The sequence below is a fragment of the Pseudomonas peradeniyensis genome (genome assembly GCF_014268935.2).
Classification (GTDB): Bacteria; Pseudomonadota; Gammaproteobacteria; order Pseudomonadales; family Pseudomonadaceae; genus Aquipseudomonas; species Aquipseudomonas peradeniyensis.
On record NZ_JABWRJ020000001.1, the window covers coordinates 1,616,327 to 1,642,529 of the forward strand.

Annotated in this window: 21 protein-coding genes; 12 read left to right on the forward strand and 9 right to left on the reverse strand. The window is 61.1% G+C overall.

The window, feature by feature from the left end:
* Positions 1-6 precede the first annotated feature (6 nt).
* The 9 genes from HU751_RS06980 to HU751_RS07020 all read left to right on the forward strand — a co-directional run bounded on the left by HU751_RS06980 (position 7) and on the right by HU751_RS07020 (position 10,613).
* Positions 7-1,533 (forward strand): flavin-containing monooxygenase, encoded by a 1,527-nt coding sequence (locus tag HU751_RS06980; protein WP_062574051.1) that lies wholly within the window; start codon positions 7-9, stop codon positions 1,531-1,533.
* Positions 1,530-2,405: an alpha/beta fold hydrolase gene (locus HU751_RS06985; protein ID WP_062574050.1), complete on the forward strand. Its 876-nt coding sequence runs from the start codon at positions 1,530-1,532 to the stop codon at positions 2,403-2,405. The genes HU751_RS06980 and HU751_RS06985 overlap by 4 nt, the downstream gene beginning before the upstream one ends.
* A gap of 217 nt (positions 2,406-2,622) precedes the next feature.
* Positions 2,623-3,780 (forward strand): iron-containing alcohol dehydrogenase, encoded by a 1,158-nt coding sequence (locus HU751_RS06990; protein ID WP_062574049.1) that lies wholly within the window; start codon positions 2,623-2,625, stop codon positions 3,778-3,780.
* A 12-nt stretch (positions 3,781-3,792) separates the two neighbouring features.
* Positions 3,793-5,124: an APC family permease gene (locus HU751_RS06995; RefSeq protein WP_062574048.1), complete on the forward strand. Its 1,332-nt coding sequence runs from the start codon at positions 3,793-3,795 to the stop codon at positions 5,122-5,124.
* Between the two features lie 79 nt (positions 5,125-5,203).
* Positions 5,204-6,628, forward strand: coding sequence for a gamma-aminobutyraldehyde dehydrogenase (locus HU751_RS07000; protein ID WP_126577637.1), 1,425 nt, complete (start codon positions 5,204-5,206; stop codon positions 6,626-6,628).
* Between the two features lie 43 nt (positions 6,629-6,671).
* A complete protein-coding gene (locus tag HU751_RS07005; RefSeq protein ID WP_062574046.1) occupies positions 6,672-7,925 on the forward strand; it encodes an aspartate aminotransferase family protein in 1,254 nt (417 codons plus the stop codon).
* Positions 7,926-8,021: 96 nt separating this feature from the next.
* Positions 8,022-9,401, forward strand: a complete 1,380-nt coding sequence (locus HU751_RS07010) for an aspartate aminotransferase family protein (protein WP_062574045.1) — start codon at positions 8,022-8,024, stop codon at positions 9,399-9,401.
* Positions 9,402-9,458: 57 nt separating this feature from the next.
* Positions 9,459-10,385, forward strand: coding sequence for an NAD(P)-dependent oxidoreductase (locus HU751_RS07015; protein ID WP_186732825.1), 927 nt, complete (start codon positions 9,459-9,461; stop codon positions 10,383-10,385).
* 78 nt (positions 10,386-10,463) lie between these two features.
* Positions 10,464-10,613, forward strand: coding sequence for a hypothetical protein (locus tag HU751_RS07020; RefSeq protein ID WP_062574044.1), 150 nt, complete (start codon positions 10,464-10,466; stop codon positions 10,611-10,613).
* Between the two features lie 143 nt (positions 10,614-10,756).
* Here HU751_RS07020 and HU751_RS07025 read toward each other — a convergent pair whose 3' ends face one another.
* The 5 genes from HU751_RS07025 to HU751_RS07045 all read right to left on the reverse strand — a co-directional run bounded on the left by HU751_RS07025 (position 10,757) and on the right by HU751_RS07045 (position 15,976).
* Positions 10,757-12,451 (reverse strand): acyl-CoA synthetase, encoded by a 1,695-nt coding sequence (locus HU751_RS07025; protein WP_225933237.1) that lies wholly within the window; start codon positions 12,449-12,451, stop codon positions 10,757-10,759.
* Positions 12,452-12,575: 124 nt separating this feature from the next.
* Complete coding sequence (locus tag HU751_RS07030; RefSeq protein ID WP_062574043.1) at positions 12,576-13,343, reverse strand: SDR family NAD(P)-dependent oxidoreductase; 768 nt, start codon at positions 13,341-13,343, stop codon at positions 12,576-12,578.
* Positions 13,343-14,515: an acyl-CoA dehydrogenase family protein gene (locus HU751_RS07035; RefSeq protein WP_062574042.1), complete on the reverse strand. Its 1,173-nt coding sequence runs from the start codon at positions 14,513-14,515 to the stop codon at positions 13,343-13,345. Before HU751_RS07035 ends, HU751_RS07030 begins: the two co-directional genes overlap by 1 nt.
* Positions 14,516-14,564: 49 nt before the next feature.
* Positions 14,565-14,921: a DUF6285 domain-containing protein gene (locus HU751_RS07040; protein WP_062574041.1), complete on the reverse strand. Its 357-nt coding sequence runs from the start codon at positions 14,919-14,921 to the stop codon at positions 14,565-14,567.
* Positions 14,918-15,976: a phosphotransferase family protein gene (locus tag HU751_RS07045; protein ID WP_062574040.1), complete on the reverse strand. Its 1,059-nt coding sequence runs from the start codon at positions 15,974-15,976 to the stop codon at positions 14,918-14,920. The genes HU751_RS07040 and HU751_RS07045 overlap by 4 nt, the downstream gene beginning before the upstream one ends.
* 199 nt (positions 15,977-16,175) lie before the next feature.
* On the opposite strand from HU751_RS07045, the gene prpR reads away from it, so the two are divergent.
* The 3 genes from prpR to HU751_RS07060 all read left to right on the forward strand — a co-directional run bounded on the left by prpR (position 16,176) and on the right by HU751_RS07060 (position 21,256).
* Positions 16,176-18,122: a propionate catabolism operon regulatory protein PrpR gene (prpR, locus tag HU751_RS07050; protein ID WP_062574039.1), complete on the forward strand. Its 1,947-nt coding sequence runs from the start codon at positions 16,176-16,178 to the stop codon at positions 18,120-18,122.
* 561 nt (positions 18,123-18,683) lie between these two features.
* On the forward strand, positions 18,684-19,775 hold the full coding sequence (locus HU751_RS07055; RefSeq protein WP_062574038.1) for a site-specific integrase: 1,092 nt from the start codon (positions 18,684-18,686) through the stop codon (positions 19,773-19,775).
* 251 nt (positions 19,776-20,026) lie between these two features.
* Positions 20,027-21,256: a hypothetical protein gene (locus HU751_RS07060; RefSeq protein ID WP_062574037.1), complete on the forward strand. Its 1,230-nt coding sequence runs from the start codon at positions 20,027-20,029 to the stop codon at positions 21,254-21,256.
* Positions 21,257-21,263: 7 nt separating this feature from the next.
* Here the strand turns inward: HU751_RS07060 and HU751_RS07065 are convergent, their stop codons facing one another.
* Genes HU751_RS07065 through HU751_RS07080 form a run of 4 tightly spaced genes read right to left on the reverse strand, consistent with a single transcriptional unit; the run spans position 21,264 to position 26,182 of the window.
* On the reverse strand, positions 21,264-22,688 hold the full coding sequence (locus HU751_RS07065; protein ID WP_081100290.1) for a TniQ family protein: 1,425 nt from the start codon (positions 22,686-22,688) through the stop codon (positions 21,264-21,266).
* A 2-nt stretch (positions 22,689-22,690) separates the two neighbouring features.
* Positions 22,691-23,677 carry an ATP-binding protein gene (locus HU751_RS07070; RefSeq protein ID WP_062574035.1) on the reverse strand — a complete coding sequence of 329 codons (987 nt, stop codon included), beginning with the start codon at positions 23,675-23,677 and terminating at the stop codon, positions 22,691-22,693.
* A gap of 14 nt (positions 23,678-23,691) precedes the next feature.
* Positions 23,692-25,566 carry a TnsB C-terminal domain-containing protein gene (locus HU751_RS07075; RefSeq protein ID WP_062574034.1) on the reverse strand — a complete coding sequence of 625 codons (1,875 nt, stop codon included), beginning with the start codon at positions 25,564-25,566 and terminating at the stop codon, positions 23,692-23,694.
* On the reverse strand, positions 25,559-26,182 hold the full coding sequence (locus HU751_RS07080; protein ID WP_062574033.1) for an SPFH domain-containing protein: 624 nt from the start codon (positions 26,180-26,182) through the stop codon (positions 25,559-25,561). Before HU751_RS07080 ends, HU751_RS07075 begins: the two co-directional genes overlap by 8 nt.
* Positions 26,183-26,203 lie beyond the last annotated feature (21 nt).

Below are 26,203 nucleotides of genomic sequence, written 5' to 3' on the forward strand. Positions count from 1 at the left end.
GGCGACATGTCCTCGCACACTGCTCTTGCGGTTGAGCCGCTCGACATTTTGATCATGGGAGCCGGTGTGTCTGGCATCGGCGCGGCGGCCTACCTGCGACGCCATCAACCCGCCAAGACCTTCGCGATTCTCGAGTCCCGCGAACGCATGGGCGGCACCTGGGACCTCTTCCGTTACCCCGGCATCCGCTCCGACTCGGACCTCTATACCTTCGGTTTCGACTTCAAGCCCTGGACCAAGGCGAAATCCCTGGCGGATGCCGCGGATATTCTCGAGTACCTGCGCGAAGCCATTGACGAGTACCAGCTGGAACCGTTCATCCAGTACCAGCAGAAAGTCGTCTCGGCCAACTGGCAAAGCGACAGGGGCCTGTGGGCAGTGCGCATCGAGGAGGGCCAGACGGCCCAGGTGCGTACGCTCGAATGCCGCTGGCTGTTCAGTGCGGGTGGCTACTATCGCTATGACCAGGGCTTCACCCCCCGCTTCGAGGGCACCGAGCAGTTCAAGGGGCAGATCGTTCACCCGCAACACTGGCCGGAGAACCTCGACTATGCGGGCAAGCGCGTGGTCGTCATCGGCAGTGGCGCGACCGCGGTGACGCTGATTCCGGCCATGGCGGACAAGGTCGCCAGCATCACCATGCTGCAGCGCACGCCGTCCTACATCATCAATCAGCCGGCCACTGACGGGGTTGCCGCGTTCCTGCGCAGGGTGCTGCCGGCGCAAACCGCCTACTCCCTGACGCGCTACAAGAACGCCAAGATCACCCTGGCGTTCTGGGGCTTCTGCCAGCGCTTCCCCAAGCTTTCGAAAAAGCTGCTGCTGTGGCTGACCCGCAAGGAGTTGCCGAAAGGCTACCCGGTCGACGTGCACTTCAACCCACCCTACAACCCGTGGGACCAGCGTCTGTGTTCGGTGCCCGAGGGCGACCTGTTCAAAGCCATCGGTGCCGGCAAGGCCGACATCGTCACCGACCATATCGAGCGCTTCACCGAGTCCGGTGTATTGCTCAAGTCAGGCAGGACGCTGGAGGCCGACATCATCGTCACGGCCACCGGGCTCAACGTACAACTGTTCGGTGGCATCACCCTGCACAAGGACGGCAAGCCGGTGGTGCTCAGCGAGACCCTGGCCTACAAAGGCATGATGCTCTCCGGCGTGCCAAACTTCGCTTTCGCGGTGGGCTACACCAACTCGTCCTGGACCTTGAAGGTCTGCCTGCTGTGCGACCACTTCTGCCGCCTGCTCGGTTTCATGGCGCGCGAAGGCTACAACGTCTGCGAGCCGAAGGCGCCGGCCGGGATCGAGACCCGCCCTCTGCTGGACTTTGGTGCCGGCTATGTGCAGCGCGCGCTCGACAGCATGCCGCGCCAGGGGCCGTGTGAACCCTGGGTGATGTCGATGGACTACTTCCGCGATATCAAACTGCTGCGCCGCGGCACAGTGGCGGAAAAGTGCCTCAGTTTCAGCAGCGTACCGAACGTGCCGGTGCATGCCAGCGTCGAACTGCAGCAAACAGGTAGCCGCCGATGAGCCGTGACCGCTTCTGCGAGCTACCGGGCAAAGGCAAGCTCTGCTACCGCAGCTACGGTATCGAGGGTGCCCCGACGGTCCTGCTCATCGTCGGCCTCGGGCTGCAGCTGACCTACTGGCCGCAAGCGCTCATCGCCGGGCTGGTCGCGCAAGGGTTGCGGGTCATCACGCTGGACAACCGTGACTCGGGCAGGTCGTTCTTCACCGACGTGGCGCCCCCCACGACCCTGCAGCAGTTCCTGCGCAAGCGCACCGCAGGCTATGACCTGGGCGACATGGCCAACGACGTCATCGGCTTGATGGACGACTTGCAACTGGAAGCGGCGCATGTCGTGGGAATGTCGATGGGCGGCATGATCGCCCAGACCCTCGCCGCGCGTTACCCGCAACGGGTCAGGACCCTCACGTCGATCTTTTCCACCACAGGCTCCCTGCGCGTCGGCCAGCCGGCGCTCAAGGCCCTCCTGCAGCTGCTGCGCCGCCCGCCGCGCAGCGAGAAGGAAAGCGTTCGCGACTACGTGGACATCATGCGCCTGATCGGCTCCACCCTCGAGTGGAACGAGCCTGCCTTGCGTGAGTATGCCCAGCTGGCCTGGGAGCGAGGCGGTGGCGAGGCCAGCAACCTTGGTACCGCCAGGCAGATCGGCGCGATCATCAACTCCGCCGACCGCACCGAGGAGCTGCAGCGGATTCGTTGCCGCACCCTGGTCATCCATGGGGAAAAAGACCTCATGGTCGCCACCAGCGGCGGCTACGCCACGGCGGCGGCGATCCGTGGCTCCAGCCTGGTGTTGCTGCCCGGGATGGGGCATGACTTTCCGGCTTGCCTGTCCACCACGCTGCTGTCCCTGCTGACGGGGCACCTGCGTTAACAACAGTTTCTTTAGGGGCGTGCAGCTTGGCCGCCCCTCTTTTTATTCCACTGGAGACCTTTGGCGGCACGTTGCAACACCACCCAAAACAACAACATACCGGCTTGCGCCAAAGCGCCAGGCCACACATCACACGCCTGAGCGGCCGACCGCGAGCAGGCGCGGGTGCTCCTCCACTGCCCTTTCGACAATGACAACAATTGAGCAAGAGGTACGTATGGAATTCAAGTTCTTACTCCCCAGCAAGATCGTGATGGAACCTGGCCTGCGCGAGCGCACCGGTGAACATCTCCAGGGCCTCGGCCTGGCACGGGTGCTGATCGTGACCGATGCCGGGGTCAAGGCCGCCGGCCTGCTGGACAGCGTCTATGCCAGCCTGGACAAGGCAGGGATCGCCTACGAGGAAGTCGCGGACATAAAGGCCAACCCGCGCAGCGAAGACATCAACCGCACCGCGCAGCAGTATCGTGGCAAAGGCATCGACGGCCTGCTGGCCGTGGGCGGCGGCAGCGCGATGGACGCGGCCAAGGCCATCAGCCTGCTGCTCACCCACGAGGGGCGGATCGAGGACTACGAAGGGTCGTTCACCCTCAAGCACGCCATACCGCCGATCGTCGCCATCCCGACCACCGCAGGCACCGGCAGCGAAGTGACCTGCTTCTCGGTGATCACCGACACTGCCCGTCATTTCAAGATGAGCGTCCATGATTACCGCGTCGGCCCCGTGCTGGCGCTGCTCGACTCCCGTATCCTCGACACCCTGCCCGCGTCGATTGCCGCCGCCACCGGCATGGATGCCCTGACCCATGCCATCGAGGCCTACACCTGCCGCGTTTCAAACCCGATCAGTGATGGCCTGGCATTGCATGCCATCCGCCTGATCAGCCAGCACCTCAAGGCGGTCGTACTGGAGCCAGACAATCAAGAGGCGCGCGAGCAGATGTTGGTGGCGAGCCTGATCGCCGGCATGGCATTCGGCAACGCTGACGTCGGCAGCGTGCACTGCATCTCCGAGTCAATTGGCGGCATGTACGACACCCCGCACGGCGTCGGCAACGCGATCTTCCTGCCCTTCGTCTTTGGCCACAACCGCGATGCCGACATCCTCCGCCACGCCCAGGTGGCCTACGCCCTGGGGATCGACCCGACGCTGGCGCCGGCCGCCGCCGCCGAGGCCGCCGTGGGCCATCTGTTCCAGATGAGCAAGGACCTGGGCATCCCCTCCTTCGCCGAGGTCAAGGGCGTGCGCGAGGAGGACTTCCAGGCCATCGCCGAAAAATCCAAGCAGAACTTCTCGGACGCCAGCAATGCCAAGGCGATGTCCGTCGAGGCTTATCACGACATCATCACCACCGCTTACCACTTCGTCGCGTAGGAGGGCTGTGTCATGAGTCATTCAATCTCCAGCGCCTCGTTGCGGCGCACCTTGGGGCCGTTCTCGGTGCTGCTGTTCGGCCTGGCGTTCCTTGCCCCGCTGATCGTCTTCGGCACCTACGGCGTGATCACCCAGGCCAGCGGCAACACCACGGCGATGGCCTACCTGATCGCGGCGACCGGGGTGGTGTTCACCGCGTTGAGCTACGGGCGGCTGGTCAGGGTATTCCCGGTAGCCGGCTCGGCCTACACCTATACCCGCAAGATGCTCAATGCCAATCTCGGGTTCATGGTGGGCTGGGCCGCCCTGCTCGATTACTTCTTCATCCCGATGCTGATCTGGCTGCTCGGTGCCAGCTACCTCAACATGGCTTTTCCAGACGTTGCGCAGTGGGTGTGGATCAGCGGTTTCATCGTCACCACTTCAGTGCTCAATGTCCTGGGCATCCAGGTCGCCAATCGCTTCAACGTGCTGTTGATGGTGGCGCAACTGGCGATCATCGTCGTGTTCCTTGGCCTGTGCGTGCACTACATCGTGGCGGCCAACGGCCCTGGCGGGCTGCTGTCGGCCAAGCCGTTCTTCAACCAGGACGTGCCCTTCGCCACCAGCATGGCCGGCGCCGCCATTGCCGCCTACTCGTTCCTGGGCTTCGACGCGCTGTCCACGCTGAGCGAGGAAACCCGCGACCCGGGTCGAACGCTGCCACGCGCCATCCTGCTGGTCGCGTTGATCGGCGGCTCGGTCTACGTGGGCTCCTCGTACTTCATGTACCTGGCACACCCCTCCCCCAGCTTCGAGCAGGTGGACGGGGCCGCCTTCGAGATCGCCCGGATGATCGGCGGTGACGTGTTCTTCGCCGTGGTGCTGGCGGGGATCATCATCGCCCACTTCGCCGCGGGCATGTCGTTCCAGGCCAGCGTGGGGCGGCTGCTCTACGCCCTTGGCCGGGACAACCAGCTGCCGCGCAAGGTGTTCGGTGTCCTGCATCCGCGCTTCAAGACCCCGGCCTTCAACATCCTGCTCTGCGGCGTTTTCGGCACGGCCGGTTTTGCCTTGACTATCGCCACCGCGACGTCGCTGGTCAACTTCGGCGCGTTTGTCGCCTTCACCGCCGTCAACCTGTGTGCATTGCGGCTCACCTTCGATGCCCGCGTCAAGGATGGCGCCGGACTGCTGCGTGGCGTGCTGTTCCCGCTCATCGGCCTGGTCACGGCCGGGTGGATGCTGATCAGCCTGGATAAAGACGCGCTGATCATGGGCAGCTGCTGGCTCGGCCTGGGGCTGGTCTACCTGGCCTGCCGCACCAGCTTCTTCCGCAGTCCCGTCCCTGAGGCATTGGTATAGCGACCCCGTTTCCATCGAATGCTCTGACGACAATCACAAGGCCGGCCATTGGCCGCGCCGTTAAATGGCGAGAATCGACATGCAAAGCAAACTTCTGATCAATGGTGCCCTGGTAGCCGGTGAAGGCGACGAGCTGGCCGTGTACAACCCCTCCCTGGGCAGCGTCCTGGTGCAAACCACCGAGGCCAGCCAAGCCCAGGTCGAGGCCGCGGTGCAAGGCGCCGATGCAGCCTTCGAAGCCTGGTCGCAAACCCCGCCCAAGGACCGCGCGGCGCTGCTGCTCAAGCTCGCCGACAGCATCGATGCCCAGGCAGCGGTGTTCGCGCGCCTGGAAGCCGACAACTGCGGCAAGCCCTACACCGCCGTGCTGCAGGACGAGCTGCCGGCGGTGTCGGACGTATTCCGCTTCTTCGCCGGCGCCGTGCGTTGCCTGCAAGGCTCGGCCGGGGGCGAGTACATCCCGGGGCACACCTCGATGATTCGCCGCGATGCGGTCGGCGTGGTCGCCTCCATCGCACCGTGGAACTACCCCTTGCTGATGGCGGCCTGGAAACTCGGCCCCGCCTTGGCAGGTGGCAACACCGTGGTGCTGAAACCCTCGGAACACACGCCGATGACCACCCTGAAACTGGGTGAACTGCTGGCCGAGATCTTCCCTGCCGGCGTGGTCAACATCGTCCATGGTCGGGGGGCCACGGTTGGTGAGCCGCTGACCAGCCACGCCAAGGTGCGCATGGTGTCGCTGACCGGCTCCGTGCGCACCGGCAGCCGGATCATCGAGGGCACCGCCGACAGCGTCAAACGCATGCACATGGAACTGGGCGGCAAGGCCCCCGTGTTGATCTTCGACGATGCCGATATCGACGCGGCCGTCGAAGGCATTCGTGCCTTTGGCTTCTACAACGCAGGCCAGGACTGTACCGCCGCGTGCCGCCTGTATGTGCAGAAGTCGGTGTACCCGGAGTTCGTGCGCAAGCTCGGCGAGGCCGTGGCCAGCATCAAGTGCGGGCTGCAGGATGATCCCTCGACCGAGATGGGGCCGCTGATCACCGAAGAGCACCTGGGCCGTGTCGAGGGCTTCGTCAAGCGTGCCCGCGAAGTGCCTCATATCGAAGTCATCACCGGTGGCAAGCGCGCCGCTGGTAGCGGGTTCTTCTTCGAACCGACGGTCCTGGCCGGTGCCCGCCAGGACGACGAGGTGGTGTGCCGGGAGATCTTCGGCCCGGTGGTGACGGTCTCGTCGTTCGAGGACGAAGCCCAGGCGCTGGCCTGGGCCAATGACTCCGACTACGGCCTGGCCTCTTCGGTGTGGACCGCCGATGTCGGCCGCGCCCATCGCCTGGCTGCGCGCCTGCAATACGGCTGCACCTGGGTCAATACCCATTTCATGCTGGTCAGCGAGATGCCCCATGGCGGCGTGAAGCTGTCCGGCTATGGCAAGGACCTGTCCATGTATGGCCTGGAAGACTACACCGTGGTGCGCCACGTGATGTTCAAGCACTGATAGCGCCAAGCAAACGTTGCCCGATCACTTCAAGAGGTTATGCATGAACAACATCGAGACATTCGAACGGCTCGAGTCCAACGTGCGGATGTATTGCCGCGACCTGCCCCTGGTCTTCGATACCGCCCAGGGCAGCAAGATCCGCGGCGAGGATGGCCGCGAGTACCTGGACTTCTTTGCCGGCGCCGGCGCCCTGAACTATGGCCACAACGACCCGCGCATGCGCGATGCGCTGATCGCGTACCTGTCGGCCAACGGCGTGACCCACGCGCTGGACCTGCACACCACCACCAAGCGCCAGTTCCTCGAGGCGCTGGAACGCGACTTGCTCAAGCCGCGCGGCTGGGACTACAAGGTGCAGTTCACCGGCCCGACCGGCGCCGATGCCGTCGAGGCCACATTGAAACTGGCGCGCAAGGCGACCGGGCGGAGCAAGATCGTGTCGTTCTATGGTGCCTACCACGGCATGACGGCCGGTGCGCTGGCCGTTACCGGCAACCGCACCCGGCGCGGCCCGGGGCTGTCCACCGACGTGGTGTTCGTGCCCTACGAAGACAGCCCCTACGGTGAGTTCGACAGCATCGGCTTCCTCGAGCGCCTGGCCAACGACCAGGGCAGCGGCTCGGAATTGCCCGCGGCGGTGATCGTCGAATCCGTGCAGATCCAGGCTGGTGTGTACGTGGCCTCAAACCAATGGTTGCAGCGCCTGCGCCAGTGGACCCGGGCGCATGGGGTATTGCTGATCTGCGACGAGATCCAGGCTGGCTGCGGCCGCACCGGTGACTTCTTCGGTTTCGAGCGCTCCGGGGTGGTCCCCGACCTGATCACCTGCGCCAAATCGATCGGTGGCTATGGCCTGCCCATGGCCATCGTGTTGATCGGCGCCGGGCTTGATGTCTGGGAGCCGGGCGATCATATCGGCACCTTCCGCGGCAACCAGTTGGCGTTCCTCACCGCCCAGATCGCCCTCGGCTATTGGCGCGACGAGCAGTTCCTGAAGTTGCTGGCCGCCAACTGCGCAGCCATGGAACGCGCGGTCGCCAGCTATGCCGAGATTCCAGGAGTCGCCTCCGCGCGCTGCCGCGGCATGATCGCCGGCATCGATTTCGGCCGCGGCAACGTGGCCTTGGCCAAGGATGCCCAGCAGCGCGTGCTGCAGGCGGGCGTGCTGGTCGACCGCTGCGGTCCGAACGGCGAGATCATCAAGCTGATGCCACCGGTGAACACCCCGACCGAGCAGCTCGAACAGGGCCTCAAGGCGTTCGGCGAAGCGGTCGCGGCAGCGCTTGGTCTGTAACCGCAGGATCCTGCCGTGCGTCCCGTGACGATCCACGGGGCGCAGGCAACCTGCTCACTTGCGGGCGATCGAAGCCTGCGACAGGAACATGAACCAATGAACACGCTCACTGCAACCGCGCGCAACGATCTGGCAGCGCTCATTCACCCCAACACCAACCTGGCCCAGCATCAGGAAATCGGGCCGTTGGTCATCACCGCAGGCGACGGTGTGCGGGTCTTCGACGAACAGGGCAATACCTATATCGAAGCCATGTCGGGCCTGTGGAGCGTTGCCCTGGGTTTCAGCGAACAGCGCCTGGTCGACGCCGCCGTCGAGCAGCTCAGGCAACTGCCCTACTACCACAGCTTCAGCCACAAGACCAACGCCCCGGCCGCGGCGCTCGCCGCCAAGCTGGCGGAGCTTGCGCCCGGCGATCTGAACCATGTGTTCTTCACCAACTCAGGGTCCGAGGCCAACGACTCGGTGGTAAAGATGGTCTGGTACGTGAACAACGCACTGGGCAAGCCCGCCAAGAAGAAGTTCATCTCGCGCCAGCAGGCCTATCACGGCGCCACCGTCGCCTGCGCCAGCTTGAGCGGCATCCCGTCGATGCACCGTGATTTCGATCTGCCGGCCATCCCGGTGCATCACCTGACCTGCCCGAACTTCTATCGATTCGGCCGGCCTGGCGAGACCGAGAAAGCCTTTTCGGCGCGCCTGGCGGACGAGCTGGAGCATTACATCCTCGACGAAGGCCCGGAAACCATCGCGGCATTCATCGGCGAACCGGTGATGGCCGCAGGTGGTGTGATTCCTCCTCCCCAAGGCTACTGGGCAGCGATCCAGGCGGTGTGCAGACGCTACGACATCCTCGTGGTGATCGACGAGATCATCACCGGCTTCGGCAGGCTTGGCACGATGTTCGGCGCCGAGCTGTACGGGATCCAGCCCGACATCATGGTGCTATCCAAACAGCTCACCTCGTCCTATCAGCCCCTGGCCGCCGTGCTGGTGTCCGATGCCATCCATGATGTCCTGCTCAGCCAGAGCCAGCGTTTGGGGGGCTTCGCCCATGGCCTGACCTGCACGGCTCATCCCGTCGCCACTGCGGTGGCGCTGGAAAATATCCGCATCATCGAAGAGCGCGACCTGGTGGGCCAGGTCCAGCGCCTGGCCCCTGAATTCCAGCGCCGTCTGCGCGCATTCGCCGACCATCCGCTGGTGGGCGATGTGCGCGGTATCGGGCTGGTGGGCGCCATCGAACTGGTGGCGAACAAGACCACCGGCCAACCGTTCGCCGAGCCCGGCACCTTGGGTGGCTATGTGTTCAAACAGGCGCACAAGCACGGGCTGATCATTCGCGCCATCTACGACACGATCGCCTTCTGTCCGCCGTTGATCTGCACCCAGCCCGATATCGAGGCGATCTTCAGCGCCTTCGAACGCACGCTGGCCGACGCGACTGACTGGGCCCGCGCACAGAACCTGTTGTAGGCGAAGGACTGCGCCCGCGTCCTGGACACCTAAAACAAAAATCATGAGGGTTGGAATGTGAGCACACAAAATGACCAGCGCTTCGACTTCGATGTATCGGTAGTCGGGCTCGGCGCCATGGGCACGATCATGGCCCATGCATTTCTCAAGCAAGGCAAACGCGTGGCGGTGTGGAACCGATCGCCTGGCAAAGCAGCGGCGCTGGTCGCCGCTGGCGCTCAGCTGTGCGACTCGGCTCACGCCGCGCTCAGCGCCAGCCCGGTCACGGTCTTCGTGCTGCTGGACGACCAGGCGACCCACGGCGTGCTTGGCATGCCGGGGGTGATGACTGCGCTCGCAGGTCGCACAGTGGTCGATTACACCACCAACGGCCGCGACGAGGGCCTGGCGCTCCAGGCGCTGGTCAACGCCGCTGGCGGCCTGTACGTCAAAGGGATGATCGTGGCCTACCCGCGCAACGTCGGTCATCGCCAGAGCCACACCCTGCATACCGGAGACCGTGAGGGTTTCGAGCAGCATCGGGCGCTGCTCGAAGCGCTGGCCGGTCAAACGATGTTCCTGCCTTGGGACGAAGCACTGGCCTTTGCCACCGTGCTCCACGCTCAGGCATTCGCCACGATGGTGGCGTTCTTCGAGGCCGTGGGCGCGAGCGAGCGATTCGGCCTGCCGGTGGCGAAGACGGCCAGGCTGCTGCTCGACACATCACGGTTTTTCATCAGCGATGCGCTCGAGGAAGCGGTACGCCGGCTGGAAGCGCAGGATTTCGCAGGCGCTCAGGGCAGGCTCGATGTGCATGTCGGCGCCTTCGCCCACATCGCCCAGTCGCTGCACGCGCAAGGGGCCTGGACGCCGGTCTTCGACGCCGTATGCGGGGTCGTGCAGCGTGCCGAATCCATGGGCTACGGCGATCAGGACATCGTGGCGGCCACCCAGGTGTTCGCAGCGGCCAACCCTCCCGAAACGGCCGCACAAAGGACCATTTAGTGGCGCGCTTTATCAAGCTTTAGCCAACGCCACGGACCAGACTCGACGGTAATTACAAAAACAAAGCTGGAGGTTTCCATGCGTCTTTTTGCCTTACTAGTTGCCAGCGTGACACTTGCCCTGTTCCTGACGGCGGTCTACGCCCAGCGGTCTGCCATGGCCAATCGATCGGGTGCGCACGCGGCGCACCCGATCGCGAGCATCGGCGATATCTTCCGGGGTTACTAGGCAGCATGCCGAACGTTTCGCTCCCGTCACAGGCAAGCTGGCTCTCACAGGAATGCGCGAGCCGGCTTGTCGTTGCGACAACCCCTGACGATGGGACGCAAAGCGGCCCCCGTCACCAGACGATCTGACGCCAGGTACAGTGCCTACCTGAAGTCCGGCGGCGACTGGAACGCCTCTTCTTTGGGTGATGCAGCAGATTCGACCGGGCCGGCGGCCGCTTGGCGAGCCCATTCGCGCAGGACGAACTTCTGGATCTTGCCGGTGGCCGTCTTGGGCAGCTCCACCAACGAGACATGCCGCGGCGCCTTGAAGTGCGCCAGGCGCTCGCGACACCAGCGGATCAGGTCTTCCCCCGAGATACCCGCCTGGGCCTCTGCACACAGGGTGACGAAGGCATGCGGGGTTTCGCCCCAGCGCGAATCGGGCCGCGCCACCACGGCAGCCTCGAGCACCTCGGGATGCTGGTAGAGCACCTCCTCGATCTCCAGCGAACTGATGTTCTCGCCGCCGGAAATGATGATGTCCTTGGCCCGATCCTTGATCTCCACATAACCATCAGGGTGCAGCACGGCCAGGTCGCCCGTGTGCAGCCAGCCGCCAGCCAGGGCGCTGCGGGTGGCTTCGGGATTGTGCAGGTAGCCTTTCATCACCGTGTTGCCGCGCACCACCAGCTCGCCCAGGGTCGCCCCGTCGGCGGGAACCGGCTGGCCGCTACCGGTATCCAGCACCGTGGCTTCCTCGAGCATCGGATGGGCCACGCCCTGGCGGCTCATGAACCGCGCGCGAGCCACCAGCGGCAGCTCGTCGACGCCTGGCTGCCACAGGCACAAGGTACTGGGGCCATAGCTTTCGGTCATGCCATAGGCGTGGGTGATGCTGAAGCCACGCGCCTCCATGGCGGCGATCACCGCGCTGGGCGGTGCGGCGCCACCAGTGATCACCGACACCGCCTGGGACGGCGCGGCGCCTGCCGGAGCATGGATCAGCATCGACATCACCACCGGCGCGGCGCTCAGGTGGGTCACGCCATGCTCGGCGATGGCGGCGTGAATCGCCTCGGGCTGCACCTTGCGCAGGCACACATGGCTGCCGCCCGACAGGGTCACCGCCCAGGTATGGCTCCAGCCGTTGCAGTGGAACATCGGCAAGGTCCACAGGTAGACACTGCGCGGGCCGAGCTGGAAGATCAGCGCCCCGGCGCAGGCATTGAGGTAGGCGCCGCGGTGATGCAGCACCACGCCCTTGGGATCGCCGGTTGTGCCGGAGGTGTAGTTGATGGCGATCGACTGCCATTCGTTGTGCGGCGCGCTCAACGGCCGGTTGCCATCGCCCTGGGCCAGGAAGCTTTCGTAGTCCAGGTCCGGCGCCAGGTCGGCGCCCTCGGCCTGGGTATCATCGATGCCCACCAGCAGCGGTGGCGTGTCCAGCATCGCCAGCGCCTGGTGGACCACCGCGCCGAACTCGCGATCGCACAACAGTACCCTGGCCGCGCAATGGCGTAGGATGAACGCGATGCTGCGTGCCTCCAGGCGGATATTGATGCACACCAGCACGGCACCCGCACCCGGCACGCCATAGTGCGCCTCGAGCATCTCGGGGATGTTCGGCGCCAGGATCGCCACGCGCTCGCCCGGCTGCACGCCGACCCGCTCCAGGGCGCTGGCCAGGGCCCGGCTGCGCTGGTGCAAATGCTGGTAGGTGTAGCGGCGGTCGCCGTACACCACTGCGTCGCGCTGCGGATAGACCTGCGCGGCGCGCTTGAGGAACGACAGTGGTGACAGCGGCACGTGGTTGGCCGCATTCGGGGCCAGTTCGTGTTCCAGGCTCGGGGTCATCATGACGGGTCCTTCGTCCATGGGCAGTTCAACGGTTGCACGCACATAACTACCTCTGTTTCTTGTTGTTCTTGACCGGCACAGCCGGTGCCATTCATCGCGGGGTTTGCAAGGCTGGGGGGTGTATCTACAGGCTGCTGCACAGGTGGCCGCCATCGACCACGATCTCGCTGCCGCTCATGCCGCGGCCGGCGTCACTGGCGAGCAGCAGCAAGGCGCCGTCCAGGTCCGCCGGCTGGCTGAAGCGCCGGCTCGGAATACGCGCGCGCAACTTCTGCCCCGCGTCGCTGGCCAGGAACGCCTCGTTCAGGTCGGTCATCACGTACCCCGGCGCCAGGGCGTTCACGCGGATGCCATGGCGCGCCAGCTCCAGGGCCATGGCCCGGGTCAGGTGCGCCAGGCCGGCCTTGGCCGCCAGATAAGGACCGACGGCGCCGGCCACCCGGCTGGCGAGGATCGAGGTGACATTGATCAGGCTGCCGCCCTGCCCTGCGGCGACCATGCGCCGCGCGCTTTCCTGGGCCACCGTCCAGGCACCCTTGAGGTTGGTGTCGAGCACGCGGTCCCAACTGCCATCGTCGCAGTCGAGCAGCGCCTGGCTGTCGCTCACCCCGGCATTGTTGACCAGCACATCCAGCGCGCCGGCGGCATCGAGCACCCGGCAGACATCGTCACGGCTGGTTACATCGAGGGCATAGGCGCGGGCACGGCCGCCGCTGGCCTGGATGGTCTCGACCAGGGCCTGCAACGGCGCCTCGCGCCGGGCGGTGACCAGCACCTCGGCGCCAGCGGCCGCCAGGGTCTGGGCAAAGTGCCGGCCCAGGCCACTGGAGGCCCCGGTCACCAGGGCGCGACGGCCATCGAGAGAGAACAGTCGAGCAAGCTGCGGCTGCATCAGTGACCTCCCGGGCGCTGTTCAAGAAGCTTCTTCGCCAGGCTCATGCGGTGCACTTCACTCGGACCGTCATAGATGCGGAACGGCCGGATATCGCGGAAGATCCGCTCCACCACCGTGTCCCCGGTCACACCGCGCCCGCCCAGCACCTGCATCGAGCGATCGACCACCCGCCACAGCGCCTCGGAGCTGATCACCTTGGCCATGCTCGATTCGACATTGCCCCGCTCGCCCTGGTCGAGCACCCAGGCGCAGTGCCACACCGCCAGGCGTACCACATGCAGGTCCATCATGTTGTCGGCGAGCATGAAGCCCACCCCCTGGTGCTCGCCCAGCGGCTTGCCAAACGCGCCGCGGGTGCGCGCGTAGTCGCAGGCGATGTCATGGGCCCGTCGCGCGGCACCGAGCCAGCGCATGCAGTGGGTCAGCCGTGCCGGCGCCAGACGCACCTGGGCATAGCGGAAGCCCTTGCCGATCTCGCCGAGCACATCGCTCGCCGGGATCCGCAGGTTGTCGAAACGCAGTTGCCCGTGGCCACCCGTGAAGCAGCTGTCCAGCGTATCCAGCTGACGCTCGTGGATGATCCCTTCACGCTGCATGTCGGTAAGGAACATGGTCGCCGAGCCATCCTCCATGCGGGCCATGATGATGGCGAACCCGGCGCCGTCGGCCCCGGTGATCAACCATTTACGGCCGTTGATCAGGTAGTCGTCGCCATCGCGGGTGGCGGTTGTACGCAGCATCGATGGATCAGACCCCGAGCCCGGCGCCGGTTCGGTCATGGCGAAGCACGAACGCACGTGCCCCTGGACCAAAGGCCGTAGCCAGCGGTCCTTCTGCGCTTCGGTGGCCACCACGTCCATCAGGTGGATGTTGCCTTCGTCCGGGGCATGGATATTCAGCGCCACCGGGCCCAGGGGCGAGTAGCCGGCCTCTTCGAAAACGATCGCCTTGGCGGCATGGCTCAGGCCCAGCCCACCCATTTCGCGGCTGGCGTGGGGCGTCAGCAGGCCTGCGGCCTGGGCGAGGGCCTGCAGGTCCCGACGCAGGGCGTCGCTGGGGCCGTGGCCTTCCTGGCGTGGGTCGTTTTCGAACGGGATGACCTGTTCGGCAATGAAGGTGCGGGTTCTGGCCTGCAGTTCGAGCAGTTCGTCTGGGAGGGGGAAGTTCATGAGAGTCCTTGTTCGTGCTTGTCGGTCTTGAAACAGGGGCGCGCCGCGCTCAGCGCACGGCCTTGGGGTTGCTGATCGCCAGCCGGTCGAGCGTCACATGGCGCAGCGTCTCGACCAGGACGTGAGCGCTGTGCGGGGCGTCATGACGGCCTTGGCGAATCGCCCGCGCCAGCTGGCTGCGGGCTTGCTGCAACGACGGGGCGGTCGTATCGTTCAGCGCGGCCAGGTGCGCCTGCTCTTGCAGGCCGACGACGGCGTCCAGGCGGTTTTCCCGGGCGGCGATGGCCATGGCGTTGGCGATCATCAATGTTGGGTAACGCAGCTCGCCGGGCAGTGCCGGCAATACCTGCTCGAGCAAGGTCTGGCGGGCAATTTCGAGTAGTTCATGGGCGTGTGGCTGGGTCATGGCGCATCGGCCCCGGTCATGTTCAGGATGTCGAGTTCAAGCTCCGGCAGCAGGCACGCCGTCAGGGCCAGCTCCAGGGAAGGTTCTTCGCCGGACAGGTGGCGCTGCCCCTGCTGCAGCGCGATCACCGCCCAGCGCAGGGTCGCCATGACCTGCCAGTAGTGCAGTTGGTGAGGCTCGATCCACAGTGGCGATACTTGATGGTAGCCACGCAGGAAGTCCGCCAGCTGGCCGATGCCGCCGGCTTCCAGGTCAGGGCGCGTGAACCGCCAGCAGGGGGCGGTGAACCAGCCCAGGTCCTCGCAAGGGTCGCCCCAGCCGGTGAACTCCCAGTCCAGCACCGCCTCCAGCCCCTGCTCACTGGCCAGGTAATTGCCGGTGCGGTAGTCGCGGTGCAGCAGGCACAGACGGCTGTCGCGCGGGGCATGCAGCTCGCACCAGCGCAGGCCCCACTCCAGCGCCGGGTAGGCATCGTCGAGAGTGTCGAGGTAACGACGATAGGCATCGACGGTGGCCAGGGCCGGCGAACGCTGCGGCACGGGCAAAAAGTCCAATGCCGCACTCGGCGGGCGGATCTGATGCAGGCGTGCCAGGTTGGCGCCGAGCTGCTCTGCCAGCCGAGCCTGGCCCTGGGCGCCCGCCCCTGCGCTTAGCAACCGCCCAGCAGCGGCACCCGGCACGTATTCCATCAGGAAGAACACCCGCCCGTGGATCTGGGTATCTCGGCACAGCCAGAGCGGCCGCGGCACTTTCACCCCGGCTTGGTAGGCCACCTGCAACACGGCGAACTCCTGGGTACGGTCGAGGCTGGCCGGCAGCGCGGACAGCGCGTCGCTGCGCAACACCCAGCGCCGGGCGCCGGCCCAGGGGCCGCCCTCGATCAGTAGTTCAAGCAGCCAGTTTTCCTGGATGGCACCGCCGCTCAGGCGCTTACGGGTTTGCATGACAACGCGTGTTGCCGTTGCCTGCTCACGGATGAAGTCGACAAGGCGCTGCTCATCGGCCGAGACCGCGAGCGCGTCGCCTGCCGGACAAGTCGTAGAGGAACTGCTCATGAATCAATGGTCCTGCCTTCGGTTTCAAGTGGGCAGTTCAGCTAGAGCAACGCCCGGGCCAACTTTGCGCGGATCATCTGCAGGCCCCGTCACACCTAGCCTGCAGCGGCTCATTGGAAAGGCTGGCGAAGCGCTGCATTGCATATACGAAACAAATTAGTTCAGGATTGAAACACTTCAATTCTGAACAGGCACCGCCATGCACTCCCCCACCTCCCAGGTCGTCGTGCTGATCAGCCACCTGCAGCGCCCCCGGCAACGCAGCCGCCTCGCGCAAATGGTGGCCGGGCTCGCCGCGGACTACCCCGACACCCACATCGAAGTGCTCGACACCTCGGTGAGCGAGGCGTTGCAAGCCGCCCGCGAGCTGGAATTGCGCGGCGAAGCCGACGTGTTCATCTGCGCAGGGGCCACTGCCGCCTACCTGCGCAAGCACCTGGCGCGCCCGGTACTGACGATGCGTGTGGGCGGCGATGACCTGCTGCGGGCGCTGGGGCAGGCGCGCGAGCATGCCTCGCAAGTGGCCTTGCTCAGCTACAACCGCATCGACCAGGGCCTTAAGGCCATGGCCGCACTGTTCACCGTGCAGGTTCACCAGGCCGCCTACACATCCCTGGAAGAAGCGCGCCAAGCGGTCGAACAGGCCGCCCAGCTGGGATGTCGCAGCATCATCGGCTCATCGACTGTGGTGGAACTGGCGGAACAGGTTGGCCTGCACGGCGTGCTGTCACTGAGCGAAGACACGGTGCGCAAGTCGCTCGAAGAGGCCTTGGGCATTCTCGACAGCCAACGTATCGAGATCGCCAAGCGCCGGCACTTGAACGCAGTGCTGCAACATATCCCCACCGGCGTGGCGGCGATCGACAACCAAGGCGTGGTGCAGTCGCTGAATCCGGCCCTGGCCCATCTGCTGGATTTGCCCCTTAGCGCGGCCCTGGGCCGTCCGTTGCAGCAGCTGTGCCCGGAACTGGACCTGGAGCAGGCGTTTGCGGAGGGTGGCGAAGAAAACCGGGTGATCCGGCTCGGCTCACATGCAGTGGTCAGCAACCTACTGCCGATCCTGGAGAATGGCCAGCGCACCGGCCTGGTTCTGACCTGCCAGGACACCACCGCCGTGCAGCGCGCGGACCAACGCATCCGCTCCACCCGCCGCCCCGGCGCCTTTACCGCCCGATACCGCCTCGAGCAGCTCGACGGCAACAGCCGGGCCAACCGGGAAATGCTGCAGTTGGCCAGGCGTTTCGCCGCCAGCCAGTCAACCATCCTGATCACCGGTGAAAGCGGTACCGGCAAAGAGCTTCTGGCCCAGGGCATCCATAACGAAAGCCCTCGCCGGCAGGGCCCCTTCGTCGCTATCAACTGCGCGGCGTTCCCGGAGTCGCTGCTGGAAAGCGAACTGTTCGGCTATGAGGAAGGCGCCTTCAGCGGCTCGCGCAAGGGCGGCAAGCCCGGCCTGTTCGAAGTGGCTCACCGTGGCACGCTGTTCCTCGACGAAATAGGCGACATGCCCGTGTCACTGCAGACGCGCTTGTTGCGGGTACTGCAGGAGCGCGAGGTCCTGCGCCTGGGCGGCACCGAGCCGATCGCGATCGATGTGCGCATCATCGCCGCCACCCATCAGGACCTAAGTGCTGCGATACAAGATGGCGATTTTCGTACCGACCTGTATTACCGGCTCAACATCCTGCGCCTACAGACCACGCCCTTGCGCGAGCGCCCCGAGGATATCGCCCTGATCTGTCGAGGCATCAGCCAGCGCCTGCTGGTCCAAGGTCAGCCGCCCGGCGCGGCGGAGGTGCCAGGCGCCCTGCTGCCTTACCTGGCACGTTATGGGTGGCCAGGCAATGTGCGTGAGCTGGAGAACGTGATCGAGCGGGCGATGCTCTCGGCCCGCGAACTGCTGGGAGAGCACGGCGTAGACGAACAGTATCTGGCGCGGGTGCTGCCCGAGCTGTGCCAAAGTGTCGCACCAACCAGCCGTGCCAGGCCCTCCAGGGAGTCGGACCTGCACAGCATCGGCAAGGCCGCCCAGCTGCGGCATGTGCAGGAAACCCTGGACAACTGCCAGGGCAATCTCGACGATGCGGCGCGGCAGTTAGGAATCAGTCGGACCACGTTATGGCGAAGGCTCAGGTCAGTGCGGTGAATCAGGTACTTAGCCAACCAAAGGCCAATTACCGATCAAGTATCGTTCCGCGTCGACGGAAGACATTAGTCACGAGCGCTCCAGGACAGGCGCGGGCCCGCCCAGTTTCCAGCCACTGCACCTTGGAGATGCACTGATGCCCACCGTATACAACATCGATGGCTAGCCGAAATCGCCATTCTCGATCGCGTATCCTACTGAGAGTATCGAGGGGTATTTCTGGGGGTACATTTCTGCTTCTGCAATCCATAAATCCCGCCCTAGAGCCCTGTCCAAATGTTCTTCGGTGAGTCACCTCGGCCAGCCTCTCCGGCGGCGGCATATCCTCAGCCGTCAGCGCTTTTCTACTCCCGCAACTGACCAAAACCCTCGAGACACTTGTGCAGAGCGCATCAAATTGATTCCGCGCCTTTGCAATACGACGAGCGCCTACATTGTTTCACAATCTACTGAAACACTTAACTTCTAAGGCTGCGTCTCGGTATATTGGGTCTGATAAGCCACAGGTTATCCGAACCTATTGCAACGTTGAGCGAGAAGACATTGACAGAGCCGGTACAGATGCCCTCCTCCCAGCCGCTGGTGCTAACAGAGTTGGCCGACAGCACCCGCGCCGCGGCTGAGGCATTCATCGCGGCAGGCACTGCGGCCAACACCGTGCGCAGCTACCAAAGCGCCCTCACCTACTGGTCCGCTTGGCTGCGGTTGCGTTATCGCCGCTCGCTCGGAGACGGCCCGTTGCCACCCGAGGTCGCCGTGCAATTTATCGTGGATCACCTGGCCAGGCCCGATACTAATGGCGGCTGGACACACCTGCTGCCCCCAACCGTCGACGCTGCACTAGTTGCAGCCAAGATCAAGGGCAAGTCGGGGCCACTGGCTTTTAGTACAGTCAGCCACCGCTTGGCGGTTTTGGCTAAATGGCATCGCCTGCAACACTGGACCAACCCAAGTGAGGCTCCAGAAGTCAAAACCCTGCTGCGAGAGGCGCGCAAGGCCCAAACACGCCAAGGCGTATCCGTGCGAAAGAAGACCGCAATTGTGCTGGAGCCGCTGCAGGCGATGCTCGCCACCTGCACCGATGGCGTGCGTGGGGTTCGCGATCGCGCCCTGCTGTTGCTTGCCTGGAGCGGTGGTGGCCGGCGCCGCTCGGAAATCGTCGCATTGCAGACCGAGGACTTGCGCCGTCTGGAAGCCGACACTTGGCTATATGTGCTTGGGGCAACCAAAACCGACAGTAGTGGCGTGCGTCGGGAAAAACCGCTGCAGGGGCCGGCGGCACAGGCACTTAACGCCTGGCTCGCTGTAGCACCGGCCACCAATGGCCCGCTGTTTCGCCGCTTGTACAAAGGGGGCCGGGTCGCGACTGTTGGCCTGTCCGGTGACCAGATCGCGCGCATTGTCAAACGTCGCGCGGCACTGGCAGGCCTCGACGGTGACTGGGCGGCACACAGCCTCCGCTCGGGCTTCGTCACCGAGGCAGGACGCCAGGGTGTGCCTCTGGGCGAGGTGATGGCGATGACCGAGCACCGTAGCGTCAGCACCGTAATGGGTTACTTCCAGTCGGGGTCGTTACTGGGCAGTCGTGTCAGCCAGTTAATGACCACTTCTTCATCGGAAAAAGACAGCCCTGACGAGGTAGAGGACGGCTAACCCTTGCTCCTGAAGCGGCGCGCGGCGATGGCAGGTCTTGACGGGGACCGGGCAGCTTACTGTCGTCTACACCTCTAGCCGCTGTATTGCCCGCAGAGCGGACGACGGCAGCATCGCACAATGCTCAAGAATGCTATGGGCAACGTGCAGTGACGCTTTGCTACACTCTTTGCCTACCTAACCAATCGCCACCTTAAAGCAGCGTAAGCCTCCCCGAACTGCTTAACGTAGATGGTAGGCCGGAGCCACCGATGCCGCAGACGCAAAAGATCTACTTCATCCCCCCGCTGGATCAGGAGATCTCTCATTATCTGATGCAGACCATACCTGCGCGCCGGCGACGTAAAGTGGCGCGCTATCTTCAGCATTTCGACCTCTGGTTGCGCAACACCCATTATAAATCCCTGAACCATAATCCCCTACCGCTCGAAGCTTATGTGTATTTTTATCTCTGCCACATAAGCCTCTACCCTGGCTCACTGCCGCCCTCAGAACCAAGGGATTACTACCTAGAAGTAGATATTGATGAGTTGCTCATCGATCGAAAGCTCAAAGGATTGGGTCGGCTGACCAGTCGTCAAGCGGCATCTCGCGTGGCTGCAGCCATGAAGTGGCAAGAGCATCGCTTTGGCAAAATTCTAGACCCGATGCGTTCAAGCATGAAAAAACTTTACACCCAAGCCAAATACTTTTCCTGCGTCACTGAGTTAACCGCGAAAGCTGAGCTCAACTCAGCTGAACTGTTCGAGCAGGTCAACGAAACGTGCAGAGGTGTGGAGCACTGGGTCAGAGATCTCGTGATGGTTAGCTTATTAAAAGAAACGAGATGCACCACCAAAGATTTGGCCGAAGCAAAATGCGTCGATTTTTTCCACGAACTCAGTGATCGTTGGTACTTCCAATTCGGCATGAACAAAAAGATTTACCTTACCCAGGGGTGTGCAACCCTCCTTCAGGTGCTCCTAGGGCGACATCATCATTTGGAGAAGTATCGGGTTAATCATCAACAGCTATTCAGCATGGGCGATGCTGGCGTCGAATTCAAGATGGATGCCCACGAGGTAGAACTCGTGTTGGAACGTCGTTACCGCTTTGCCCTAATGCTACGCAGCGTGAACTGCGCACCGGTTGTCAATCTTTATAATCCAGGCGCAACGCCTTTTCCGGAGGAGTTTGTCAGTGAGCGTGCAGCTCCTATTCCACCCCAAGGAAAAACTCACAAAGTCATCAATCTCCAATTTACAGCAGACTTTGACAAGCCACTTGATCTTCCTAGTTTCTCAGTACCTCAAGACCAATATTTCTACGAAGATTGGGATGCTGCGGTTCGCCAATCCAGCTTGGCAGTGGTAGAACCGAAGGTTGTGCACATCGATAAAACACCACCCGGGTCGCAGAATACCAACCTGCAGCACCGGCGTGTGCTGATTGCCGGCGAAAGTATCGATGAAACGGCTTGGGCCGATTGTGGTGAAGACTAATCATTGATCAATGTGACAGTGAAAGAAACGTCTCTCGCTGCACTGGCTTGCTCACCTTCCACCAACGGAGTTCAGCGAAAGCGGAGCGGGCTGAAAAGTGGAACTCGCAAGCGGCTTGTTGCGGCAGGACAATCAGCGCCCACGCAGTGGGTCCCAACCACCGGCGATAGACGACACGACTGGCATCCGTTTTGGAGCAGGTTGGCTCCACTTCTGATAGCCGGTGTAGCTGCGTACTCATGAAAAAAAGAATTTCGTGAGCTAATATTTTCGACATCAGCCATTTCTTTTCGCGCCCTCCTTTTAGCGAGGCAAATACGTCATGCGTCCGCTTCGACTCAAGCCAGGTTCTCAGTTTTCTGATGGTACAGGAGCTAGCTTTCGAGTACAGGTCGGAGGGCGTTTGAACCCCGCACCAAAAACATAGCCAGTCAAGATAGCCAACAAGTTGATACCCTTGCGTGGGTACCTCACTCTGTTCGACACTCCGCCACATCACGGCGAGCTTATACTGGCTGAGCTTGATTCCGGGAAGATACCGCTTTCGCATGTGCCTGAAGATACACTTCAAAATTGGGACGAACTCGTCAGCAGTTAGAACGACTACTTTTTCATTAACTGGCGAGCAACGATTGATGTTGCTGACCCTGTAGAAGCCCGCAGTTTTATCGCCGCGACCGGATGCGGCCATTGATTGAACCTCACTGAACTGTTCACGCTGATGCACCGCGAAATCAGTGATGGCCGACGAAAACTGAGCGGTGTTATCAAAATAAATGTTGGTCGGCTGATTAACATCAAAAAATAGCTGGCGGTCCTTGCTACGCTCAAATATTCGATGCGCCAGATTCAGCCGTTCCAGCCCCAACCTATTCAAATAGGACCGGCCACTCTGCCCTTGCTTGAGTCGCAGTAGATGACCACAATGCACACAGCTATATGGCTCATGGAACAATTTGCTGTTTAACGAGTAATCCATTGCCCCGCCGCAGGTCCGACACGCCTGGCTCAACTCGATCTGATGGATCGGGCACTGCTTAATAAGCGAGTATTGGAACAGCGTGTAGTGCACACCACGTACCATGCACACCGGACACACTCTTAAATTGGTTGCGATGTGATCAATGCTCGGTACGGCAGCCGGCACTAAGAAAAGCGCGTCTTGCTGCACTGCAGCGAGAGTAAAACACTCTTTAAGCGCTACCGGACTCACAGACGCGCTGTCGGCAAGGCTTGGGAATCGGCTGCGCTTGCCGCTTCTCGCATTCTTTGCTGGTGCAAAGATCTTGACCAATGTATTCCCGTGGATGACGTTATAGAGCGCAAATCGGCATAGCAGCGAATAGGCTGACTCATAAGCCATATATCTTGGCGTCACCGGACAGTACCTGGATGTGACACTCAGCGTTTTAGTATCTGGAACAATGATCATGATCAAGCGCTCGGATCAGCTGCTTTACTATTGCGCGTTGCGGCCTGAAACCAAGATTCACGTATAGATCGCAAACTGAACTCCCTGGTAATGGTGTAGCTTGGGTGATCCATGTCGACACTATCGCGCAAAATAATCTCTATTGTTTTACTGAAATACTGCATCGGTATTTCCATTTTGCTTTTCAGCTTCAACTCCTTATAAGCATCACAAAAGGCATCCCACAGTATGTCTTTCACTTGCGCCAGCCTAAAGCCATTGGCATATGCCTGTGGGACAAAGAATTTGGTGAACGTCCATGTGGAACTAGCCGGATAAGGAGTGCTGTCAAAAAAGCCAAGGCAGGTCGCGAAATCTTCTTTTTCGCGTATTCCGCGGAAAGGGTGCTCGTAAAGCATGAACCTATTAACAATAGCCTCTCCCTCCACCCCGGTATTGAGGAAGGCTTTCTTCTGATCCAGCAGTTGCTGCTGCCCTACTAGGATGGGAAGCAATGTCACACCCTTTAGTCGTAGGTCATTGTAGATATCCTTGATCCAGTCAAAATGCTGCTGCTGAAGCCGCTGAGCTTCATCAATGAACAGAATAAAGACCTGCCGTGAATCCTTGCACGCCGCCTGCTCCATGAAATTCACTAACCGAAGATGTTTTTTTGAGAGGCTAACATTATCATTCCACTGCTTGTGACCGACCACCGCCAACAGTGAGTTATAGAAATTACCTTTCGTGGCTGATATTTCCCGCTTCGCGTTGTAAATAACGACAGGAAAATCCGGAAAATCTTGCGTAAGGCATTGCTGGCAATAAAGCATTGCCCAGGTCTTACCGTAACGGGTATGCCCCCAGATGACTAAACCAGAGTCTCTGCGACGAATAACCTTAAGCACAAGCGCGTAAGTCTCACCGATCGAAAATGTCGGAATCAAATACCGCTGATTGCAGACAGGATGAAGATCAACCTCGACGGGTCTCGTATCCTGGATATCCATTTGCACCCTCTATTTCAAAAAGTGAAAACTTTAAACAGCTTTACTCTGTCGACTTGTGATTCCGATGCCGGGGGAGGCGTTTCTTCCTCGACAGACGAACCTGATGAAACCATGCCAGTGTTTTTGTATAGGTTCGTCGCGCTCTCTCGAGTCATTTTGTTACCTTTCAATTGAAACCTACGGACAGCTTCAATGAATGACTCACTTTCCGTAAAGCGGAATTGTCCGTTCTTCACGGCCTTTGAAATCTCGGTCTGCAATTTGTAGCTGTGTGGCGTGATTGAGTAAGGTGGCGGCGGTGTCAGCACACCAATAAACGCACCAGACTCATCAAGCAAATTGATCGAAGAGACATCTCTGCGAGAGTACTCGATAATCATTTTCCGCCCCGCCGAATTACTCCGCAATACGTCCGGATTTCGGTATTTCTGGTAAGCAAAGTTAATGAACGCGCCCCCATATTTGGCATTTGACTGCACGATCTTTGGCTCGCGAATTCTCGTAAACGCTGCCTCATTTTGATAACTAATAGGCAGTGTGTTCGGCGGCAACGCCCTTGCCTTCATACGCATGAGGAACAAGTCCAACGGGGTGTGGCCTTGGATTGACGCGTGCGGCCGACCGTTATAGTCAGAGATCACTATGTCTATGGCACTTTCCAACTCTTCTAGAGACAGTAACATCTTCAAAGGGTTTTTGGATTTTGGCGATAAACGTGCCTTGATCTCGTCTGTGGACTCACTACCCGTGGTACCAATTATTTTGTGAGAAAAATTTTGCACTAAATAGAGAAAAAAACGCTCCACAACAGGGCGATCATTGGGCGTGTGCGGTCTGCCGAATTCCACCACACAGCCAAGCCTATCATTTAGCACCTCAATCACATGCTTCGCCTTATGCGCCCAAGCATTATCCAGTTTTAGTGTGGACCACGTTTGCCACGCGCCCGAACTTTCTGAGGGGAACCCCCCTTCATCGCAATAACGGGTATCAGGAATATTCAGCGGTGGACGAGCGTGTGGGCTCAGGGCTCGATAAATCGCCGTAAGTAAGTCGACTTGATCATAGTTGTGACCCAGTGCCAATGAATAGCCCAACACGCACCTTGAAAATTTTTCGATCAGACAAATTAACCAGACCCTAAGAATTTCATATTCAACAGGCTCCCCATAGGCATCCCTTTCGCGAATAACCAAGCGAATATCCAATTTGTGCCCATCTGCTTCAACTTGCTCCAAGATATCCGATGGATCAATATCTCGGACGCTCTCGTTAGCTTGTGAGGACTTCAACTCCTGCTCTGCTTTCAATTCTCGGTGTTTATCCTGCAACCACCTCCTAAGCCCGCTTATACCTTCGGTTTTTTGATTTAATGGGTATTCATTTTTGGTAACTCCAACCTCAATGCACTTGCGCACGAACGCTTTATGAACCGCTATAAAGTAGTCGCCGCCAGATTTCCGGGGTTTGTATCTACGGGCTTGCGCTTTCAGCCAATCACCCACATCTGGATGTTGCTCAACGAAGTGCGTAAAAACGCCGGAATATCCTTGTGTTACGGATGAACTGGGCTGCGCTGTCCGATAATATTTTCTTTCACCGCTGCGTTTATAAGGTATTGCGGCCACCCAGCCAATGGGACTTCCGGATTTGTCCAGCGCCTCGCATTTGTCGATGACTCGATAAAGCGTTGAGCGGGGCATCCCGTATTTTTCTTGAATTTCCTCTAGCGATGCGCCTTCCTTCAAGAACGCCCGTATAGCTTTAATACGATTCTCCGTCGGACCTCGAAGGCCATCCGGCAGGACCGTTAGGTCAACAGCGCGCCACTTATCACAGTCGTAACCTTCTCGTTCGCGTTCGGACCTAGAAAATCGTTGATCACTCATCCTGGGCATCTCCATGGCCTAATTGGGATGCCCCACTTAATTTTGTCGAACTCAAACTCTTGACGTTCAATCGGCCCTTTCTGACCAACTCGAACACCAACGCTGCGCCCTTTTCGCCAAAATCCTGCTCAACCGCCTGCATAGCGCTGCTCACCGTAAGTCCATACCTTGGGAGGAGTCTCATTACTTCGCGAAGATTGCGCTCAGTCAGTGCATCTCTCTGCTTGTTGATATAGGAAAGCATGAGTAGGTAGTTTTCGTAGCGGGTACGTTCTGATTTCAGGAAGTCAGTATCTAAAATTTCGCAGAGAAAGCCGTTATCGTCGGCATAATTCTGAACTTCAACGGTCGTGCTGGTTCCTAGGCACGACCTGGACACCACAATGATTGAAGCGTGGCTATTCTCGAACGCAAGCGCAACCGGAATTCTAACTTTGTCCAATTCGATGAAACGCAAATTCACGGATAAATCGCTCACCCAAGGATCAAACTCCACCTCGGCGAATCGCCACAGCGTGGGTCGGCAGAACAAGCTGACCTTTTCGTTTTGCTTATGACTGAACACCACGAATTCTGGAGCGCCCGCTGGTCGTGAAGGATGGGAGAGTGGGTCCATTGCTTTCCTTTTTGAGTAATG

Coding starts and splice junctions, on each gene's coding strand:
- HU751_RS06980 (WP_062574051.1), top strand. CDS start 7: ATGTCCTCGCACACTGCTCTTGCGGTTGAGCCGCTCGACATTTTGATC.
- HU751_RS06985 (WP_062574050.1), top strand. CDS start 1,530: ATGAGCCGTGACCGCTTCTGCGAGCTACCGGGCAAAGGCAAGCTCTGC.
- HU751_RS06990 (WP_062574049.1), top strand. CDS start 2,623: ATGGAATTCAAGTTCTTACTCCCCAGCAAGATCGTGATGGAACCTGGC.
- HU751_RS06995 (WP_062574048.1), top strand. CDS start 3,793: ATGAGTCATTCAATCTCCAGCGCCTCGTTGCGGCGCACCTTGGGGCCG.
- HU751_RS07000 (WP_126577637.1), top strand. CDS start 5,204: ATGCAAAGCAAACTTCTGATCAATGGTGCCCTGGTAGCCGGTGAAGGC.
- HU751_RS07005 (WP_062574046.1), top strand. CDS start 6,672: ATGAACAACATCGAGACATTCGAACGGCTCGAGTCCAACGTGCGGATG.
- HU751_RS07010 (WP_062574045.1), top strand. CDS start 8,022: ATGAACACGCTCACTGCAACCGCGCGCAACGATCTGGCAGCGCTCATT.
- HU751_RS07020 (WP_062574044.1), top strand. CDS start 10,464: ATGCGTCTTTTTGCCTTACTAGTTGCCAGCGTGACACTTGCCCTGTTC.
- HU751_RS07025 (WP_225933237.1), bottom strand. CDS start 12,451: ATGATGACCCCGAGCCTGGAACACGAACTGGCCCCGAATGCGGCCAAC.
- HU751_RS07030 (WP_062574043.1), bottom strand. CDS start 13,343: ATGCAGCCGCAGCTTGCTCGACTGTTCTCTCTCGATGGCCGTCGCGCC.
- HU751_RS07035 (WP_062574042.1), bottom strand. CDS start 14,515: ATGAACTTCCCCCTCCCAGACGAACTGCTCGAACTGCAGGCCAGAACC.
- HU751_RS07040 (WP_062574041.1), bottom strand. CDS start 14,921: ATGACCCAGCCACACGCCCATGAACTACTCGAAATTGCCCGCCAGACC.
- HU751_RS07045 (WP_062574040.1), bottom strand. CDS start 15,976: ATGAGCAGTTCCTCTACGACTTGTCCGGCAGGCGACGCGCTCGCGGTC.
- prpR (WP_062574039.1), top strand. CDS start 16,176: ATGCACTCCCCCACCTCCCAGGTCGTCGTGCTGATCAGCCACCTGCAG.
- HU751_RS07055 (WP_062574038.1), top strand. CDS start 18,684: ATGCCCTCCTCCCAGCCGCTGGTGCTAACAGAGTTGGCCGACAGCACC.
- HU751_RS07060 (WP_062574037.1), top strand. CDS start 20,027: ATGCCGCAGACGCAAAAGATCTACTTCATCCCCCCGCTGGATCAGGAG.
- HU751_RS07065 (WP_081100290.1), bottom strand. CDS start 22,688: ATGATCATTGTTCCAGATACTAAAACGCTGAGTGTCACATCCAGGTAC.
- HU751_RS07070 (WP_062574035.1), bottom strand. CDS start 23,677: ATGGATATCCAGGATACGAGACCCGTCGAGGTTGATCTTCATCCTGTC.
- HU751_RS07075 (WP_062574034.1), bottom strand. CDS start 25,566: ATGAGTGATCAACGATTTTCTAGGTCCGAACGCGAACGAGAAGGTTAC.
- HU751_RS07080 (WP_062574033.1), bottom strand. CDS start 26,182: ATGGACCCACTCTCCCATCCTTCACGACCAGCGGGCGCTCCAGAATTC.